Consider the following 17642-nt stretch of genomic DNA (forward strand, 5'->3'; position numbering starts at 1 on the left):
CAGGGCTCCGTTTCTGGGAGTCGGTACGGCTGCGCACGTCAACTGCCAAAGGGCGGCGCGCTCCGGCTGCCGGAGACGCGCCAGCCGCGCGGGTCCCGGTGCGTGGCGGCGCGCTCCGGGCGCCGCCAGCCGGCCGTGGGAGTACGGTCCTGCGGGCACGGCCCGCCCGCGGCGAGGACGGCGGCACGGGCGAGCAGCACACTGGTCAGCGCGGCGATGTCGGCGGCCGTGGCCCGGCCCTTGACGACCCGGATGACCAGCTCCTCGTGCCCGCCGTCGGCCCCGCTCACTGCGGCGGGTTGCCGTGCTTGCGGCACGGCAGGTCGGCCTGCTTGGTGCGCAGCATCGCCAGCGCCCGGACCAGCTGGAGCCGGGTGTCGCGCGGGTCGATGACGTCGTCCACCAGACCGCGCTCGGCCGCGTAGTACGGGTGCATCAGCTCCGCCTGGTACTCCTTGATCTTCTGCGCCCGGGTGGCGTCCGGATCGTCGGAGGCGGCGATCTCGCGGCGGAAGATGACGTTCGCCGCGCCCTCGGCGCCCATCACGGCGATCTCGTTGGACGGCCAGGCGAGCGCCAGGTCGGTGCCGATGGACCGGGAGTCCATGACGATGTACGCGCCGCCGTACGCCTTGCGCAGCACCAGGGAGATACGCGGCACGGTGGCGTTGCAGTACGCGTACAGCAGCTTCGCGCCGCGCCGGATGATGCCGTTGTGCTCCTGGTCCACGCCCGGCAGGAAGCCGGGCACGTCGATCAGGGTGACCAGGGGGATGTTGAAGGCGTCGCAGAACTGCACGAACCGCGCCGCCTTTTCACTCGCGTCGATGTCGAGGACGCCCGCGAAGGAGGAGGGCTGGTTGGCGACGATGCCGACGACCTCGCCGTCCAGCCGGGACAGGGCGCACACCACGTTGGTCGCCCAGCCCGGCTGCACCTCGAAGTACTCGCCGTCGTCGACGATCTCCTCGATGACCGTGCGGATGTCGTAGACCCGGCTCGGGTCCTCGGGGACGAGTTCCAGGAGCCGGTCGGTGCGCCGGTCCGCCGGGTCGTCCCCCTTCGCGGAGGGCGGCAGATCACGGTTGTTGGAGGGCAGCAGGGACAGCAGGTACCGCACGTCCTCCAGGCAGCTGCGCACGTCGTCGTAGGCGAAGTGGGCGACCCCGGAGGTGGTGGCGTGCACATCGGCGCCGCCGAGGTCGTCCTGGGTGATCTCCTCGCCGGTCACGGCCCGCACCACGTCCGGTCCGGTGATGAACATCTGCGAGATGTCACGGACCATGAAGACGAAGTCGGTGAGCGCCGGCGAGTACGCGGCGCCGCCCGCGCACGGACCGAGCATCACGCTGATCTGCGGGATCACCCCGGAGGCCCGGGTGTTGCGCTGGAAGATGCCTCCGTAGCCGGCCAGCGCGCTGACGCCCTCCTGAATACGGGCGCCCGCGCCGTCGTTCAGCGACACCAGCGGCGCCCCGGCGGCCAGCGCCATGTCCATGATCTTGTGGATCTTCTGCGCGTGCGCCTCGCCGAGCGCGCCGCCGAAGATACGGAAGTCGTGCGCGTACACGAAGACCGTACGGCCCTCCACGGTGCCCCAGCCGGTGACCACACCGTCGGTGTAGGGGCGCTTGCGCTCCAGGCCGAAGCCGGTGGCGCGGTGTCGGCGCAGGGTCTCGACCTCGGTGAACGAGCCCTTGTCCAGCAGCAGTTCGATGCGTTCGCGGGCGGTGAGCTTGCCCTTGGCGTGCTGGCGCTCGGTGGCCAGCGGATCTCCGTGCGCCGCGGCCTGTTTGATCAGGCCGAGCTCCTCCACCCGCTCCAGTGCGCTCCACTGGCCGCGGTGTTCGCGGTCGCGCAGGCTGGGCCGGGCGGCATGCTGTGCCGTTCCGGTCTGGTCGGTCGACATCTCGGTCACGCTCCCCTGTCAGGTTCCTTGCGTGGTCGTGGCGGGCGCGCTCGCGGCAGGCGTGGTGGGCGCCGCGGGCATGGCCGCCGCGGTCCCCAGGTCCACCGTGCCGCCGGCGAACAGCGCCTCCACGGGCAGCCAGCGCACCCCGACCTTCGGCGCCTCGGTGCCGAGTACGGCGACGGCGGCGTTGTGCCGGGGTCCGGCCGGCAGGTCGAGGAGCGTCCAGCCGTCCGGCCTGCGCCGGACGTCGGCACCCAGGTAGTCCTGGCCCGGGTCGCGGGACAGGCCGGTGCCGAGCGCCTTGAGGAAGGCCTCCTTGCGGGTCCACATCTGCCCGAACGCCTCGCGCCTGTTGTCCCCGGCGAGGTCCTCCAGCTCCTGCCGCTCCCCGGGGTGCAGGGCCGGGGTGCACACCTCGACGGTCTCGTCGCGGGGCAGCCGCTCCACATCGATGCCGATCACGGTGGTGGAGACGGCGATGGCGGCCATGCCGTGGCTGTGCGCCAGGGAGAAGTGCAGGGGCGGGTCGGGGTGGGCGACGGCGGGCCGGCCGTGCGGCTCGGCGCAGCCGGGGCAGGGCTCCCGTACGAACGGCACGTCCTGCGGGGGCCGCCCCAGATAGGCGCCGAGCAGCCGGCGCAGCGCGACATGCGCGGAGGCGTAGGTGATCCCGTCCGTGGGGCGCACGAAGGAGGCGGTGCGCCGGCGTTCGGCGTCGCTGAGCTCGGTCAGCTCCAGGCGCTCGGCCGCGGAGTCGAGGCGGGGCCGGCGCACCAGCCACACATCGAGCTCACCCGGCCGGGGCAGCCGCGCCGCCTTGGTCGCGGGCGCCGCGCGGACGAGCACATCCCCGCTCACGCCGTCCCCGGAAGGTCGTGCGAGACCACATGGCCGCGGGCGTGCTTGTGGGGGCTGTCCTCGGGGCCGAGCTGCCCGGCCAGGCAGTCGACCAGTTCGGCGGCGCTGTTGGCGCGCAGCAGCATGTTGAGGTTGACGTCCACGTGGAGGACGGCCTCCATCCGGCGCTGGAGTTCGAGGCCGGAGATGGAGCCGATGCCGAGGCTGTTCATCGGGCGGCCCACGGTGTCGATGCTGTGCGGATCCACCCGCAGCACCCGGGCGAGTTCGGCGCGGACGTACTCGTCGATGAGCCGGGTGCGCTCGGCCAGGTCGCTGGCGGCGAGCCGCGACAGGCTCGGCGGCACCACCTCCACCTCATGGTCCTGCTCGAACTCGTAGTCGATGTCGTCGAGATCATCAAGGTCGTCGAAGATCCAGGTCTTCGTCGTCTGGTCCATGATCGTGCCCCGTCGTGGAGTGGGTGGGTGGTACGGGAACGGGAGGGCGGCGCGGCCCGGCGCGTGCCGTGAGACCGCTCAGGCCCACGAGCAGTCCCAGTCCGCCGATCGCGGCCACCAGGGCGAGCGCGGGCCGGCAGGCCGCGACGGCCTCGGCCGCCGTGGCGTTGGGCGGCATGGAGGCGGCGAGCAGCGCGGCGACGAGCGCCGGTGTCGCGACCGCGCCGGTCTGCACGGCCGTCTGGTACAGCCCGCTGCCCGCACCGCGTTCGGCGGGCGGCAGCTTCGAGGTCGCCTGCATGTTCAGCGCGGCGAAGGACAGCACGAAGCCGGCGCCCACCAGGAGCAGCGTGGGCAGCAGCCGCCCGGGGTAGTCGAGCGGCCAGGACGCGCGCAGCTGCAGCAGATAACCCGCGAAGGGGAAGACGGCTCCGGCGGCGATGAGCCGGGGGGCGCCGTAGCGGGCGACGAGCCGGCCGGACGACAGCGCGGTGACCGCCAGCGGGGCGGCGGCAGGCAGCAAGGCCAGCGCGCAGCGCAGCGGCGACCAGCCGGCGACCGTCTGGAGCTGGTACGTGAGGACGAACAGCAGCCCCAGGTAGGACCCGTTGAGGCAGGCCGCGCCGAGGGCCGAGCGGAGCATGGGGCCGCCGCGCAGCGCACCGAACCTCACCAGCGGTGCGGGGGTGCCGCGTTCGACGGCCATGAAAAGGACCAGCAGCACCACGGCGCCCACCAGCGCTCCGCCGGAACGCCAGTCGGCGAGGCCGTGCGCCGGGAGGGCGGTGATGCCCTGGACGAGGGCGAGCAGCGCGCCGGTGAAGGCGGCGGCGCCCGGCACGTCGTAGCGCCGGGGCGTGCCCGGCGCGGTGTCGTTGCCGGGGATCAGGCGCAGGCCGAGGGCGAACAGCACCAGCACCACCGGCGCCGGGAAGGCGAAGGTCAGGCGCCAGCTGTAGGTGGTGAGCCAGCCCGACAGCAGCAGTCCCGCGGTGAAGCCGACGGCGCCGAAGAGGGTGTAGACGGACAACGCCCGGTTGCGGGGCGGGCCTTCGGGAAAGGCGGTGGAGATGATGGCAAGGCCGGTGGGCGCGGTGAGCGCCGCGCAGAACCCCTTGACCAGGCGGGTGGCCACCAGCAGCCAGGGTTCCTGGGCGAGCGCGCTCAGCAGCGAGGCGGCCGCGAAGCCGAGGAGCACCGCCAGATAGACCCGGCGGCGCCCCAGCAGGCTCACCACCCGGGCGCCGAACAGCATCAGCCCGCCGAAGCCGACGGCGAACCCGGTCATCGTCCACTGCACGGACGTCAGCGGCAGCCCGAGGTCCGTGCCGATCGAGGGCAGCGCCACGACCGCCACGGACACTTCGAGCGCGTCGATGAGCATGTTGCCGGCCAGGACGAACAGCAGCGCCCACAGCCGTGCGCCCCACCGCCCGGCCGCCGTCCCGGTGACTGCATCGGACGGAGAAGCAGACGGATACGACCTGGTCACGGCGTCACCCGAGGAGGGTGCCGCCACTCGCGTCGACGAAGGAGCCGGTGACCCAGCGGGCGTCGTCGGAGACGAGGAAGGCGATGACGTCGGCGACGTCCTGCGGTTCGCCGACCCGGTTGAAGGTGGACAGGGCCGCCATGGCCTCCACGGCCTCGGGGATGTCGAACAGCGGATTGCCGTTGCGGGTGATGCCCGGGGCAACGCTGTTGACGGTGATCCCGCGGGGCCCGAGCGCCTTGGCGAAGTGCAGCGCGAGCTGCTCGACGGCGCCCTTGCTCATGGCGTACGCGATCTCGTCGGGGTTGGCGAACCGGGTCAGCCCGGAGGAGATGTTCACGATCCGGGCGCCGTCGGGCATGTTGGCGAGCGCGCGCTGGATGACGAAGAACGGTGCCTTGGCGTTCACCGCGAAGATCCGGTCGAACTGCTCCGGGGTGGTGTCCTCGGGCTTGACCCCGCCCATCACCCCGGCGTTGTTGACCAGGATGTCGAGCACGGTGGAGCCGGTGCGCTCCTTGAGGCCCTCCTCCAGACCGAGGAACAGCTCGTGGACACCGCCGGGCGCCCCGAGTTCGGCCTGTACGGCGAACGCCCGCCCGCCGTCCTTCTCGATCCCGGCGACGACCTCGGCGGCCGCGTCCTCATTGGTGGCGTAGTGCACGGCGACGAGCGCGCCGTCCCGGGCCAGGCGTTCGGCGGTGGCCCGGCCCATACCGCGGCTCGCGCCGGTGACGAGCGCCGTCTTGCCGGTGAGGTCACCCATGTTCCTTCTCCTGCCGTTGACGTGTGCGTGGGGGTGGGTGCGCGGGGGTGTGTGCCGCGCGGGACGCGCGGGGGCGTGGGACCCGGGCACGGAGGTGCCGGGGGCGTGGCCGGTGGCCGCAGCCGCGGTGGAGGCGGGTCCGGTCGCCGCGGTCGCGCCGGGCGCGGCCGCGTCGCGGGCGAACCAGCGGGCGAGGGCGGTGTCCAGGCCGTCGTCCGAGTCGCCCGCCCACGCGACGTATCCGTCCGGGCGTACGAGGACGGCGGCGACGTCCGCGAGCGGGCCGTCCGCCGGCGGCAGTGCCGTCACGGTGTCGACGGCCGCGGACCACGGCCGGGCCACGCCGGCGATCCGTTCCCGCCGCTCCTGCTGCGGGGCCAGGACGAGAAGCAGCCCGCGCCCGCCGCGCAGCAGGCCGAGCGCGCTCAACGGCTCGGCGGAGCCGGGCAGCCGGGCCTCGGGGAGGCGGGCGCCGGCCAGCGGGTGGCCGGCCTCCGTCTCGTAGCGGATGTCGAGGCCGCTGATCATGCCTGCCAGATGGGCCCGTACCGGCTCGTAGGAGGTCAGTTCGCCGACGACGGTGCGCAGGGCATCCACCTCCGGGCCGCCCAGCAGCAGCCGGGCCTGCGCCCGGATGTTGGACAGGACCCGGCGCCCCACCGCGTGCCGTTCTTGCTGGTAGGTGTCGAGCAGACCCGCGGGGGCCCGCCCGAGCACGGTCGCCGCCAGCTTCCAGCCCAGGTTGACGGCGTCCTGGAGGCCGAGGTTGAGCGCCTGGCCGCCGATCGGCATCTGCTGGTGGGCCGCGTCGCCCGCGAGCAGGACACGCCGGTCGCGGTAGCGCACCGCATGCCGGGAGGCGTCGCCGAAGGAGTTGACCCACAGCGGGGTGCCGCCGGAGATGTCCTCGCCGGTGACGCCCCGCCAGGCCTCGACGATGTCCTCGAAGGACGCCTCGCCGGCCGGGCGCGGGGCCCGGCCGAACTCGTGGACCATCACCCGGGTGACGCCGTCGCCGCGCCGGGCGGCGATGGCGAGCCCCTTGGGCAGCCGTTCGAAGCGGCGGCCCGGGATCTCGATGCCGTCGACGTCCGCGCGGATGAGCTCCCGTTCGGCGCCGTTGCCGGGGAAGCCGATGCCCGCGAGCCGCCGTACGGCCGAGTGCTCGCCGTCGCAGCCGACGACATGGCGGGCGGTGAACCGCACCGGCCGCCCGTCGTGCTCCGCCGTCACCTCGACATGGTCTGCATGCTGGTCCAGGCCCGTGACCCGGTGCCCGCGCAGCACCCGCGCCCCGAGTGAGACCGCGCGGGCGCCGAGCAGTTCCTCGGTGCGGACCTGCGGCACCTTCCACTGGCCCGGGTAGGGACTCGGCAGCCGCAGGTCCATCGGCAGGCCGCCGAAGTGGCCCATCGGCTCGTGCGGCGGGTCCCCGAGACCCCCGGGGCCCTCCAGCAGATCCCGCTGCGCCAGGATCTCCATCGTCCGCGCATGCAGCGTGGACGCCCGCGACTGCGTCGTCGGGGCGTCCAGCACCTCCAGTACGGTCACGTCGGCGCCGCCGAGCCGCAGTTCAGCGGCGAGCATCAGCCCTACGGGGCCGGCGCCGACCACGATCACATGAGCATCGACAGCGTCGGCACCGGCCACGGGTCAGCGCCTCGCTTCGGCGTGGTTCTTGGCGTGGCCAAGTGTGGCGCGGCTGTTGGTGCTCAGCGCCGAGCGCACATACTCCCTGGCCTCGTCCACACCCGCGTCCGGGCCGAGGATCTTCTCGATGTTCTCGGCACGCAGCACGACGGTGTGCTGCGAGGAGGCCGTCGAGCCGGTCTCCGTCTCGCGGAAGGTCCAGTAGCCGGTGTGCAGGTTCATCAGCGCCGGCAGCGTGGTCTGCTTGTAGGCGATCTTCTCGCCGTCCAGGCACACCCGGTACGACTTCGTGGTGTGGACGGAGCCGTCCTTGGCGCGGGTGTCCATCTCGAGGGTCTGCAGGCCGGGGGTGTCCTCAGTGAGCCGTACGGTCGCCACATGCGGCAGCCGCTCCGACCACAGGCCGGCCTCGTTGACGAAGTCGTAGGCGTCCTTGGCGGAGCCGTCGATCTCGATCGTGTCCTCGAAGGAGAAGGTCAGCTCCTCGGAGGCGGCCGCGAGTTCGACATTGGTCTTCAGGGCCGCCAGCTCCGAGCGGGAGTTGCGGTCCACGGCCTCCTCGATCCAGGCCAGGTTCGCCGGGTCGTCGTTGATCGCCGTGTAGTCGTGCAGCAGCCGGACGCGCGACTCGCCCGCCGGCAGCGGCTCGATGATCCAGGTGCCGCCCATGGTGGCGACCGGCGGGGTGGAGACCTGCTGGCGGAAGACGATGCGCAGGCCCTCGGGGTCCAGGACGCGGCGTGAAGTCCAGTTCTTGGCCTCGCCGTTGGCCGTCGCCCAGATGCGGATCAGTTCCTCGGTGCCGGAGCGCTCCAGGTGGTCGACGTAGATGGTCGGCGGGAAGATCCGCGGCCAGTTCTCCACCTCGGCGATCAGCCGGTAGACGTCGGCGGCCGGGGCCGAGACCGTGATCTCGTGCTCGACTTCCCGCGGCTCGGATGCGGACATGCGTGAACTCCTCGGAGAGTACGGGGGGGTCGGACCGGTCAGAAGTTGCCGAGACCGCCGCAGACGTTGAGCGCCTGCGCGGTGATGGAGGCGGCGGTGTCGGAGGCGAGGTAGCCGACGAGACCGGCGACCTCCTCGGGGGTGGAGTAGCGGCCGAGGGGGATCTTCGCCTGGAACTTCTCCAGGATGGCGTCCTCGGAGGTGTCGTACGCGGCCGCGTAGCCGGCGCGGACCCGCTGCGCCATGGGGGTCTCCACATAGCCGGGGCACACCGCGTTGACCGTGATGCCGGTGGGGGCGAGCTCGTTGCCGAGGGCCTTGGTGAAGCCGACGACGCCGTGCTTCGAGGCGGAGTAGGGGGCGCCGAGCACGACGCCCTGCTTGCCCGCGGTGGAGGCGATGTTGATGATCCGGCCGCGGTCCTTGTGGCGCATTCCGCCGGTGTTGAGGACGGCGCGGGTGAGCCGGAAGACGCTGTTCAGGTTGGTCTCGACGACGTCGTACCAGAGCTCGTCGTCGATGTCGGCGGTGACTCCGCCGCCGGACCGGCCCGCGTTGTTGACCAGGACGTCGACGGTGCCGAAGCGGTCCACGGCGGCCTGCACGAAGGTCTCGATGGACAGCGGGGAGGTCACGTCGAGGGTGCTGCCGTCGACGTCGAGTCCCTCCTCGCGCAGCTCCTTGACGGTGCGGACGACGTTCTCGGCGTCGCGGGCGCCGATGAAGACACGGTGGCCCTGGCCCGCCAGCAGCCGTGCCACCGCGAGGCCGATGCCGCTGGTGGCCCCGGAGACGAGGGCGACCCGCTGGGGATTGTCGGACATGTCTGGTGCTCCCTTGTAGGCGTGTGTCTGCTGCGGACAGGGCTGGGCAAAGGGGGCCGCCGGTGCGCTGCCGAAGGGGAGAGCGGCGCACCGGCGGCCGGTGAGGGGATACGGTCAGGCGGCGGCCGGCGCCGACTCGGCGAGGCGGGCGTTGACCGCCTCGACCATCGCGCGGGGCGTCTTGGCCTCGGTGAGCACGGAGTCGTCGAGCGAGATGCCGTACTCGCGCTCGATACGGCCGCAGGTCTCCAGGAGCGCCAGGGACTCGTAGCTGAGCTCCTCGAACTCCGTGTCGAGGATGTCGCCGTCGAGGTCGACGTTCTCGTCGGCGCCGGCGCCCTCGAGCAGGATCCGCTTGAGGTCCTCGATGGTGAAGGGCTGGGTGGCCACGCGTGTGTCCTTTCGGTTGAGGGAAGAAAATCCGGCCCGCCGCCCGGCTCGGGCGTGGGTGAGGTACGGGCCGGGCGGCGGGTGTCTTGGGGCGCGGGCGAGCGCACCGCGTGGGGCGGTCGCACGGCCAGGCGGCTTCGGGGCGGGACTACGGTCCGACCGAGGCGACCACGGCACCCGCGCTGCCGCGACCCCACCGGACGGACCTCGACGCGATACGACGCCGCCGCAGGCCGGGCTAGTCGTTAGCCGTCGCCGGAGGCCGGGCCCGCGCCGGGGGCACGGGTGCCGTGACAGGCCCGGGCCCGGGCATGGGCGTCGCGGCCATGGCAGGTCGGCGCGCCCTCGCACGGCCGCGCCTCCGGCACCGCGCGAGGCAGCGCACAACCTCGCAGCGATACGACGCCGTCATCACAGGCCAGGCCCGTCGTTCGCCGCTGCCGGAAGTCGGGAGCCCGCGCCGGGGGTTCAGATGCCGTGACGGACCCGGGCATGGGGGCCACGGCCGTGGCAGGCCGGCGCGCCCGCGCACGGCCGTGTGTCCGGCGCCGCGTGGGGCAGGCGCACAACCTCGAAGGCCGACGCGCCCCGTACAGCCGTGCGTCCGGCGCCGCGCGAGGCAGCGCACGACCTCGCAGCGATACGACACCTTCATCGCAGGCCTGGCCTGTCGTTCGCCGTCGCCGGGGGCACGGGGGCCGTGACGGGCTCGGGCGTCGCGACCATGGCCGACGCGCCCCCGCACAGCCGCGTCTCCGGCGTCGCGGGCGGCAGCCCATCTGTGCTGTCGGGTGCCGGGCGGCGGTCCTACGTCGCCGCCCGTACCACCGCCGCCGAGTTGAAGCCGGCGTGTCCGCGGGCGATGACGAGGACCGTGCGCAGTTCGCCCGCGCGGGGGCGGCCGGTGACCAGGTCGAGGTCGTAGGAGGCGTCGGGGTCGACGTTGGTGGTGGCCGGGACGACGCCGTCGGCGATGGCGAGCAGCGCGGTGGCGACATCGAGGGGCGCGGCGCCGGAGCAGAGGCGGCCGGTCATCGTCTTGGGCACGGTGACGGGGACGCCGTGCGGTCCGAACACGTCGTTGATCGCGTCGGCCTCGGCCCGGTCGAGCCCGGGGATCGCGGCGCCGTCGGCGAAGACGACGTCCACGTCGCCGGCGTCGACGCCCGCGTCGGCGAGGGCGAGTTCGATCGCCTTGCGCAGCCCGGGCGGGCGGCCGGTGCCGGGCGCGGGGTCGAAGGTGGCACCGTAGCCCGCGATCTCGCCGTAGACCCGGGCATCGCGACGGGCGGCCGACGCGTCCGATTCGAGGATGAGGATCGCCCCGCCCTCGCCGGGCACATGTCCGGCGGCGGCCGTGTCGAAGGGCAGATAGGCGCGCCCCGGCTCCTCGCTGGTCGACAGGCGTCCGCTCGCGAGCTGCGCGACCCAGCCCCACGGGCAGATCGAGGCGTCGATCGACCCGGAGACGATCAGGTCGGTGCCCTTGCGGATCTGCCGGCGGGCGTGGGCCAGCGCGTCGAGACCGCCGGCCTGGTCGGACACGACCACACCGCTCGGGCCCTTCATGCCGTTGCGGATGGAGATCTGGCCGCTGTTGACGGCGTAGAACCAGGCGAAGGACTGGTACGCGGACACGTACTGGCTGCCCTGGCTCCACAGCTTCTGGAGCTCGCCCTGGCCGAACTCGAAGCCGCCGGAGGAGCTGGCGGTGACCACGCCCATGGAGTACTCGGGCAGTGCGGCGGGGGTGACGCCCGCGTCGGCCAGCGCCCAGTCGGTGGCGACCAGGGCGAGCCGGGTCATGTGGTCGGTCTGGGCGGTCAGCCGGCTCGGCAGATGCTCGGAGGCGGTGAACCCGGGGACCTCGCCGGCCAGTCGTGACGGGTACCGGGAGGGGTCGAAGCGGGTGATGCGGCCGATGCCGTTCTTGCCGGCCCGGGTCGCCGCCCAGTAGTCCTCCGTACCGAGGCCGTTGGGGGCGGCGATGCCGAGCCCCGTCACGACGACCTTCGGCATTGACGAGCTCATGCCATACTCCTCTCGGGGCGGGCCAGCACCATCGCGCTCTGGAAGCCGCCGAATCCGCTGCCGACCGTCAGCACCGCGTCGGTGCGGTGCTCGCGCGCGACCAGCGGCACATAGTCGAGGTCGCACTCGGGGTCGGCCGTGTGCAGATTCGCCGTCGGAGGCACCACGTGGTGCTCCATGGCCAGGACCGAGGCGGCGATCTCGATCGAACCGATCGCGCCCAGCGAGTGCCCGACCATCGACTTGATGGAGGACACCGGCGTCCGGTAGGCGTGCTCGCCCAGGCTCTTCTTGAACGCGGCCGTCTCGTGCCGGTCGTTCTGCTTGGTGCCCGAGCCGTGCGCGTTGACGTAGTCGATCGCGTCGGGGTCGAGCCGGGCCTCGTCGAGGGCCACCGTGATGGCCTCGGCCATCTCCGCGCCGTCCGGGCGCAGGCCCGTCATGTGGAAGGCGTTGCAGCGCGAGGCGTAACCGGCGATCTCCGCGTAGATGTGCGCACCGCGTCTGCGCGCGCTCTCCAGCTCCTCCAGGACGAACACCGCCGAACCCTCCCCGAGGACAAAGCCGTTGCGGGTCCCGTCGAAGGGCCGTGAGGCGTGCTCGGGGTCGTCGTTGCGCGGGGTGGTCGCCTTGATGGCGTCGAAGCAGGCCAGGGTGATCGGCGAGATCGGGGCGTCGGTCGCCCCGGCCACCATGACGTCCGCCGAGCCCTCACGGATCAGCTCCACCGCGTGCCCGACCGAGTCCAGACCGGAGGTGCAGCCGGTGGAGACCACGGTCGAGGGGCCCTCGGCGCCCGCCGCCCATGCCACCTCGGCCGCGATCGAGCTGGGCACCAGGTAGTTGTAGAGGTGCGGGACCGCGTACTCGTGGTCCACCAGGTCCAGCCGGCCGCCGTCGCTGACGACCCGGTACTCCTGGTCGAGCCCCATGGTCGCGCCGACCGCGCTGCCGATGGTGATGCCGACCCGGTACGGGTCCGCGGCGGCCACGTCGAGCCCGCTGTCGGCGAGCGCCTCACGGGCCGTCACCACGGCCAGCTGTGCCGCCCGGTCCATCCGGCGTATCTCCTGCGGGTTCAGCCCGTGTTCCTCCGGATCGAAGTCGATCTCGGCCGCGACCCGGGAGCGGAACTCGGACGGGTCGAAGAACGTGATCCCGCGGGTCGCCGTCCGTCCCTCGCTGAGCAGGCTCCAGAAGTTCTCGGTGCCCACTCCCCCGGGGGCCGTGACACCGACCCCCGTGATGACCACTCGCCTGGCGCTCACGCCCGGCCCTCCCAGTCGTAGAAGCGCGTGGCCACGGCGTCGGCGGGGGACCGCCAGGTCGCCGGGTCGTACGCCTGGATGAACGGCTTGAGGTCCTCGCTGATCCCCACGAAACGCGGGTCGGACTTGGCCGCCTCGATCAGCTCGCCGCCGTTGTCGGTGTCGAAGTCCTGCAGATGGAAGTAGAGGCCGCGGTACGCGAAGAGCTGACGGCGCCGGGTGCCCATCAGATGCGGCATCTCGGTGCCGTCGAACTCCTTGAACAGCCGGGCCACATCGGCCTGGCTGCCGGGGTCCATCCGGGCCACGATCAGGGTGCTGTGCATGGGGGTCTCCTTCAGCGGTACCTCGGGGGTACCTCGGCGGTACGTTCGGCGGTGTTTCCGGCGGGCGGGTGCCGTGCGTGGGTGGACGTTCCGGCGGCGAGCCGGGCGATTTCGGCGGACGGTGTCAGCGGGCCGGACGGTTTCGGCGGACGGCGCCACCGGGCCGGGCGGATTCCGCGCACGGTGCCACCGGGCCGGGCGGTTTCCGTGCACGGAGCCAGCGAACCGGGCGGATTCCGCGCACGGTGCCACCGGGCCGGGCGGTTTCCGTGCACGGAGCCAGCGAACCGGGCGGATTCCGCGCACGGTGCAACCAGGCCGGGCGCGTTCCGCGGACGGATCCAGCCAGCCGGGCAGATTCCGCGCACGGAGCCACCAGGCCGGGCAGCTTCCGCGCACGGAGCCACCGGCCCGGGCAGACTCCGCGCACGGATCCAGCTAACCGGGCGGATTCCGCGGACCGTGTCAGCGGGCCGGGCCGAACCAGTGCTCCAGCGCCATCGGCAGATCGCCGTGGCTGCCCGGTGCGGCCCAGGCGACGTATCCGTCGGGGCGGACCAGTACGGCCGTCGTGCCCTCCAGCGCGCTGCCCTCGGGCAGAACGGGCGCGGCGGTGACGATGTCGACCCGGTCCAGCCACGGGGTGGCCCGGCGGCGCAGCGCCTCGTTGTCCGTCAGGTCCAGCAGCACACCGCGGGCCGCGTGCAGCGCCTCGGTGCTGCAGGAGACCAGCCGGTCGCCGGTCAGCCTCACCTCCGGCAGCCGCCGGCCCAGCAGCGGATGCGTGCCGCCGTCGAGGTCGTAGCGGATCTCCAGACCGGAGACCATCGCCGCGAAGTGCCTGCTGACCTCGGGATAGACGATCAGCTCGGTCAGTACGTCGCGCAGCGGCTGCACCTCCGGCCCGGACAGGAACAGCAGGCCCTGCGCCTGGGTGTTCATCAGCAGCCGCCTGCCCACCGGGTGCCGCTCGGCGTGATACGTGTCGAGCAGCGCCTCGGGGGCCCGGCCACGGGCCACCGCGCCCAGCTTCCAGCCCAGGTTCACCGCGTCCTGAATGCTGGTGTTCATACCCTGGCCGCCGGCCGGCAGATGAATGTGTGCGGAGTCGCCGGCCAGGAAGATCCGGCCGCGCCGGTACTCGGTGACCTGCCGGGTGGCGTCGCCGAAGGAGGAGACCCACACCGGCTCGGCGTGCGAGATGTCGTCGCCGGTCAGCCGCTGCCAGGCGGCCGCGACCTCCTCCCAGGTCGGGGGCTTCTCCCGGCGCTGCGGCGGGGTGCCGCGCTCGCACACGATCAGCCGGGTGATCCCCCCGGGCAGCGGGCCCACCATGACCATGCCGCCGGGCAGGGTCTCGCCGATCATCCGGGGCTCCAGCCGGATGCCCTTGACGTCGGCGAGGAACATCTCCAGGGTCGAGGCCGTGCCGGGGAAGTCGAAGCCGACCGCCTTGCGGATGGTGGACCGGCCGCCGTCACACCCGACGAGGTACTCGCCGCGCAGGTGGTGCACCCCGCCCGGACCGCGCACCTCGACCTCGACGCAGTCCTCCTTCTCCGCGACGGACAGGACCTCGTGACTGCGCCGGATGTCCGCGCCGAGCTGTGTGGCCCACTCCTCCAGGACGGTCTCGGTGGCGGACTGCGGGATGGTCTTCGCGGCCTGGTGCGCGCCGTCGAGCACCCCGAAGTCCACCGGCAGGCCGCCGAAGTGGCCCACGTTGCTGACCTCGATCTCCCCGAAGCGGGAGAGCAGTCCGCGCTGGTCGAAGACCTCCATGGTGCGGGCGGTGAAACCGAGTCCGCGCGACTCGCCGGTGCGCGCCGCCAGCTTCTCCAGCACGATGACGCCGACGCCCGCGAGGCGCAGTTCGCCGGCGAGCATCATGCCCGCAGGTCCGGCGCCCACGACGATGACAGTTGCGTCCATGACACTCCTCGGAAAGAACCCGCCCTTCAGGCGGGAAGGAACGGGTCAGCGGGAAGAACGGGCAGAGGCCGGGCGCTCACAGGTAGAGGCGGCCGATCCCCTGGTTCGCCACATGGGCGGCGGCCGTGTGCCGGGGGTCGGGCGCGATCGCCTCGTGGCGGACCGCGACCTCGGCGAGCTTGATGGCGTGCTCGTCGCCGATCTGGACGGCGTTGGCGAACACTTCGTCCGCATCGGGGGCTTCGGGCACCGGCACCCCGGGACGGGGGGTGGCGTGGAACCAGCCGAGCATGGTGCGGCTGACGTCCCGGGCGACCAGATACGAGGGCCAGCGCTGGGCCCTCGGCAGATGCTCGACCACCAGCCGCACGGCCGCGGGCCCGGTGACCGAGTGGATCAGCGGGATGGGGTGGCGCTGCGCGACGGTGGCGTAGATCCCCGAGTACTCGGCGACCAGCTCGTCCAGTGCCCGCGCGGCCGGGTGGGGCCCGTCGTCGCCGGGCACGCCCTGGTCCCCGGTGAGGTCGGCCGGGCGCGCCCGGTGGCCGGACCAGCGGGCCGCCCAGTACCCCAGCCCCTGGGCCAGTTCGGTCAGTTGCCTGCGGTCGTCCGGGCCGGCCGAGGCGACGGCACGGACCGCGTGCGCGGTACGGATCACCCCGTGGGTGAGCACCCCCGACATGCCGGGCAGCAGCCGGGGCCACCAGCGGGCCAGCACCTCGGTCCACGGGTCGTCGGCCAGCTCCCGCTCGAACAGGGCGGTCCAGTCGCCGACCCGGGCGAAGTCCCCGAGCGCCGCCTGCCATTCGGTCCGGTCGGCCGGGTCGATGGCCCACTTGCGCTCGGGCACGTCGTGGTAGTCCCGGGTCCGCAGATTGCGGTCGACCCAGCCGGGCACCTCGTCGGTGTATCCCATGTGGGCCAGGGCCTCGGCCGCCATCGGGGCGTGGTTGACGAACGTCGGGCCGTGCTCGAAGCCCACGCCGCGCAGACGGTCGAGAGCCTCGTTCACGGCATCGGTGTAGGAGAGTGCCATGGGATCAGTCCTTGATCTCGCAGATCGCGGCGCCCGAGGTGAGGGACGCGCCGACCTCCGCGGACAGGCCCTTGACGGTGCCGGACTTGTGCGCGTTGAGCGGCTGTTCCATCTTCATCGCCTCGAGTACGACGATCAGGTCGCCTTCCGTGACCTCCTGGCCCTCCTCGACGGCGACCTTGACGATGGTGCCCTGCATCGGGGAGGCGAGGGTGTCGCCCGAGGCCACCGGCCCGGACTTCTTGGCCGCGCGCCGCTTGGGCCTGGCCCCGGCGGCCAGCCCGGTGCGGGCCAGCGACATGCCCAGCGAGGACGGCAGGGACACCTCCAGGCGCTTGCCGCCGACCTCGACCACCACCGTCTCGCGGCCCGGCTCCTCCTCCGCCTCGGTGTCCGCGGGAGCGGTGAAGGGCTTGATGTCGTTGACGAACTCGGTCTCGATCCACCGGGTGTGCACCGTGAACGGCTCGCCGGAACCGGTCAGTTCGGGAGCGAACGCCGGGTCCTTGACCACCGCGCGGTGGAACGGGATCGCGGTGGCCATGCCCTCGACCTGGAACTCCTCCAGCGCCCGGGCGGCCCGACGGAGCGCCTGCTCGCGGGTGGCACCGGTGACGATCAGCTTCGCCAGCAGCGAGTCCCACGCCGGACCGATCACCGACCCGGACTCCACACCGGCGTCCAGACGAACCCCCGGACCCGACGGCGGATTGAACGTCTGCACCGTCCCTGGCGCGGGCAGGAAGTTACGCCCCGGGTCCTCGCCGTTGATCCGGAACTCGAAGGAGTGGCCGCGCAACTGCGGATCCCCGTAGCCGAGTTCCTCGCCGTCGGCGATGCGGAACATCTCGCGGACCAGGTCGATGCCGGCGACCTCCTCGGTGACCGGGTGCTCCACCTGCAGACGGGTGTTGACCTCCAGGAAGGAGATCGTGCCGTCCAGGCCGACCAGGAACTCCACGGTGCCGGCACCGACGTAGCCGGCCTCCTTCAGGATCGCCTTGGAAGCCGCGTACAGCTCGTCGGTCTGCGCGTCGGACAGGAACGGCGCGGGCGCCTCCTCGACGAGCTTTTGATGCCGGCGCTGCAGCGAGCAGTCACGCGTGGACACCACGACCACGTTGCCGTGGCGGTCGGCCAGGCACTGGGTCTCCACATGCCGGGGCTTGTCGAGGTAGCGCTCGACGAAGCACTCGCCGCGTCCGAACGCGGCCACCGCCTCACGTACCGCCGACTCGTACAGCTCCGGCACCTCTTCCAGGGTGCGGGCCACCTTCAGCCCGCGCCCGCCACCGCCGAACGCGGCCTTGATCGCGATCGGCAGCCCGTGCTCCCGCGCGAACGCGACGACCTCCTCCGCCCCGGAGACCGGGTCCGGGGTGCCGGCCACCAGCGGCGCACCCGCCCGCTGGGCGATGTGCCGGGCGGCGACCTTGTCACCCAGGTCACGGATCGCCTGCGGCGGCGGCCCGATCCAGATCAGCCCGGCGTCCAGGACGGCCTGGGCGAAGTCGGCGTTCTCCGACAGGAAGCCGTAGCCGGGGTGGATCGCGTCCGCGCCCGATTCGCGTGCGGCACCCAGGACCTTTGCGATGTCCAGGTAACTGGTGGCCGGGGTGTCACCGCCCAGCGCGAACGCCTCATCCGCCGCACGGACATGCAGAGCGTCCCGGTCCGGGTCGGCGTAGACGGCCACGCTCGCGATCCCGGCGTCCCGGCACGCCCGGGCCACGCGGACAGCGATTTCGCCACGGTTGGCGATGAGCACC

15 protein-coding genes are annotated in these 17642 nt (G+C 72.7%); all 15 read right to left on the reverse strand.

The annotated features are described in order from the left end of the window. Positions 1-38 precede the first annotated feature (38 nt). Complete coding sequence (locus F7R91_RS24055; protein ID WP_225320754.1) at positions 39-290, reverse strand: acyl-CoA carboxylase epsilon subunit; 252 nt, start codon at positions 288-290, stop codon at positions 39-41. After that, positions 287-1909, reverse strand: a complete 1623-nt coding sequence (locus F7R91_RS24060) for an acyl-CoA carboxylase subunit beta (RefSeq protein ID WP_150951202.1) — start codon at positions 1907-1909, stop codon at positions 287-289. The genes F7R91_RS24055 and F7R91_RS24060 overlap by 4 nt, the downstream gene beginning before the upstream one ends. 18 nt (positions 1910-1927) lie before the next feature. Beyond that, the gene (locus F7R91_RS24065; protein ID WP_225320755.1) at positions 1928-2770 is read right to left on the reverse strand and encodes a 4'-phosphopantetheinyl transferase family protein; all 843 of its coding nucleotides are present in this window, start codon (positions 2768-2770) and stop codon (positions 1928-1930) included. Further along, complete coding sequence (locus F7R91_RS24070) at positions 2767-3210, reverse strand: acyl carrier protein (RefSeq protein WP_150951186.1); 444 nt, start codon at positions 3208-3210, stop codon at positions 2767-2769. Before F7R91_RS24070 ends, F7R91_RS24065 begins: the two co-directional genes overlap by 4 nt. Beyond that, positions 3170-4702, reverse strand: coding sequence for an MFS transporter (locus F7R91_RS24075; RefSeq protein ID WP_225320756.1), 1533 nt, complete (start codon positions 4700-4702; stop codon positions 3170-3172). The genes F7R91_RS24070 and F7R91_RS24075 overlap by 41 nt, the downstream gene beginning before the upstream one ends. A gap of 4 nt (positions 4703-4706) precedes the next feature. After that, the gene (locus F7R91_RS24080) at positions 4707-7118 is read right to left on the reverse strand and encodes an SDR family oxidoreductase (RefSeq protein WP_225320757.1); all 2412 of its coding nucleotides are present in this window, start codon (positions 7116-7118) and stop codon (positions 4707-4709) included. A gap of 3 nt (positions 7119-7121) precedes the next feature. Further along, complete coding sequence (locus F7R91_RS24085) at positions 7122-8066, reverse strand: aromatase/cyclase (protein ID WP_150951187.1); 945 nt, start codon at positions 8064-8066, stop codon at positions 7122-7124. A 38-nt stretch (positions 8067-8104) separates the two neighbouring features. Then, positions 8105-8890: a 3-oxoacyl-ACP reductase FabG gene (gene fabG / locus F7R91_RS24090; protein WP_150951188.1), complete on the reverse strand. Its 786-nt coding sequence runs from the start codon at positions 8888-8890 to the stop codon at positions 8105-8107. Between the two features lie 114 nt (positions 8891-9004). Continuing rightward, positions 9005-9280, reverse strand: a complete 276-nt coding sequence (locus tag F7R91_RS24095; RefSeq protein WP_150951189.1) for an acyl carrier protein — start codon at positions 9278-9280, stop codon at positions 9005-9007. Positions 9281-10087: 807 nt separating this feature from the next. Then, complete coding sequence (locus tag F7R91_RS24100) at positions 10088-11311, reverse strand: ketosynthase chain-length factor (RefSeq protein WP_150951190.1); 1224 nt, start codon at positions 11309-11311, stop codon at positions 10088-10090. Then, positions 11308-12579: a beta-ketoacyl-[acyl-carrier-protein] synthase family protein gene (locus F7R91_RS24105; protein WP_150951191.1), complete on the reverse strand. Its 1272-nt coding sequence runs from the start codon at positions 12577-12579 to the stop codon at positions 11308-11310. The genes F7R91_RS24100 and F7R91_RS24105 overlap by 4 nt, the downstream gene beginning before the upstream one ends. Beyond that, complete coding sequence (locus F7R91_RS24110) at positions 12576-12905, reverse strand: TcmI family type II polyketide cyclase (protein ID WP_150951192.1); 330 nt, start codon at positions 12903-12905, stop codon at positions 12576-12578. The genes F7R91_RS24105 and F7R91_RS24110 overlap by 4 nt, the downstream gene beginning before the upstream one ends. A 465-nt stretch (positions 12906-13370) precedes the next feature. Beyond that, a complete protein-coding gene (locus tag F7R91_RS24115; RefSeq protein ID WP_150951193.1) occupies positions 13371-14837 on the reverse strand; it encodes an FAD-dependent monooxygenase in 1467 nt (488 codons plus the stop codon). Between the two features lie 76 nt (positions 14838-14913). Continuing rightward, the gene (locus F7R91_RS24120) at positions 14914-15873 is read right to left on the reverse strand and encodes a questin oxidase family protein (RefSeq protein WP_150951194.1); all 960 of its coding nucleotides are present in this window, start codon (positions 15871-15873) and stop codon (positions 14914-14916) included. Positions 15874-15877: 4 nt separating this feature from the next. Continuing rightward, positions 15878-17641 carry an acetyl/propionyl/methylcrotonyl-CoA carboxylase subunit alpha gene (locus F7R91_RS24125; RefSeq protein ID WP_225320758.1) on the reverse strand — a complete coding sequence of 588 codons (1764 nt, stop codon included), beginning with the start codon at positions 17639-17641 and terminating at the stop codon, positions 15878-15880. Between the last annotated feature and the right edge of the window lies 1 nt (position 17642).

The organism is Streptomyces luteolifulvus (assembly GCF_008806595.1).
GTDB classification, from domain to species: domain Bacteria; phylum Actinomycetota; class Actinomycetes; order Streptomycetales; family Streptomycetaceae; genus Streptomyces; species Streptomyces luteolifulvus.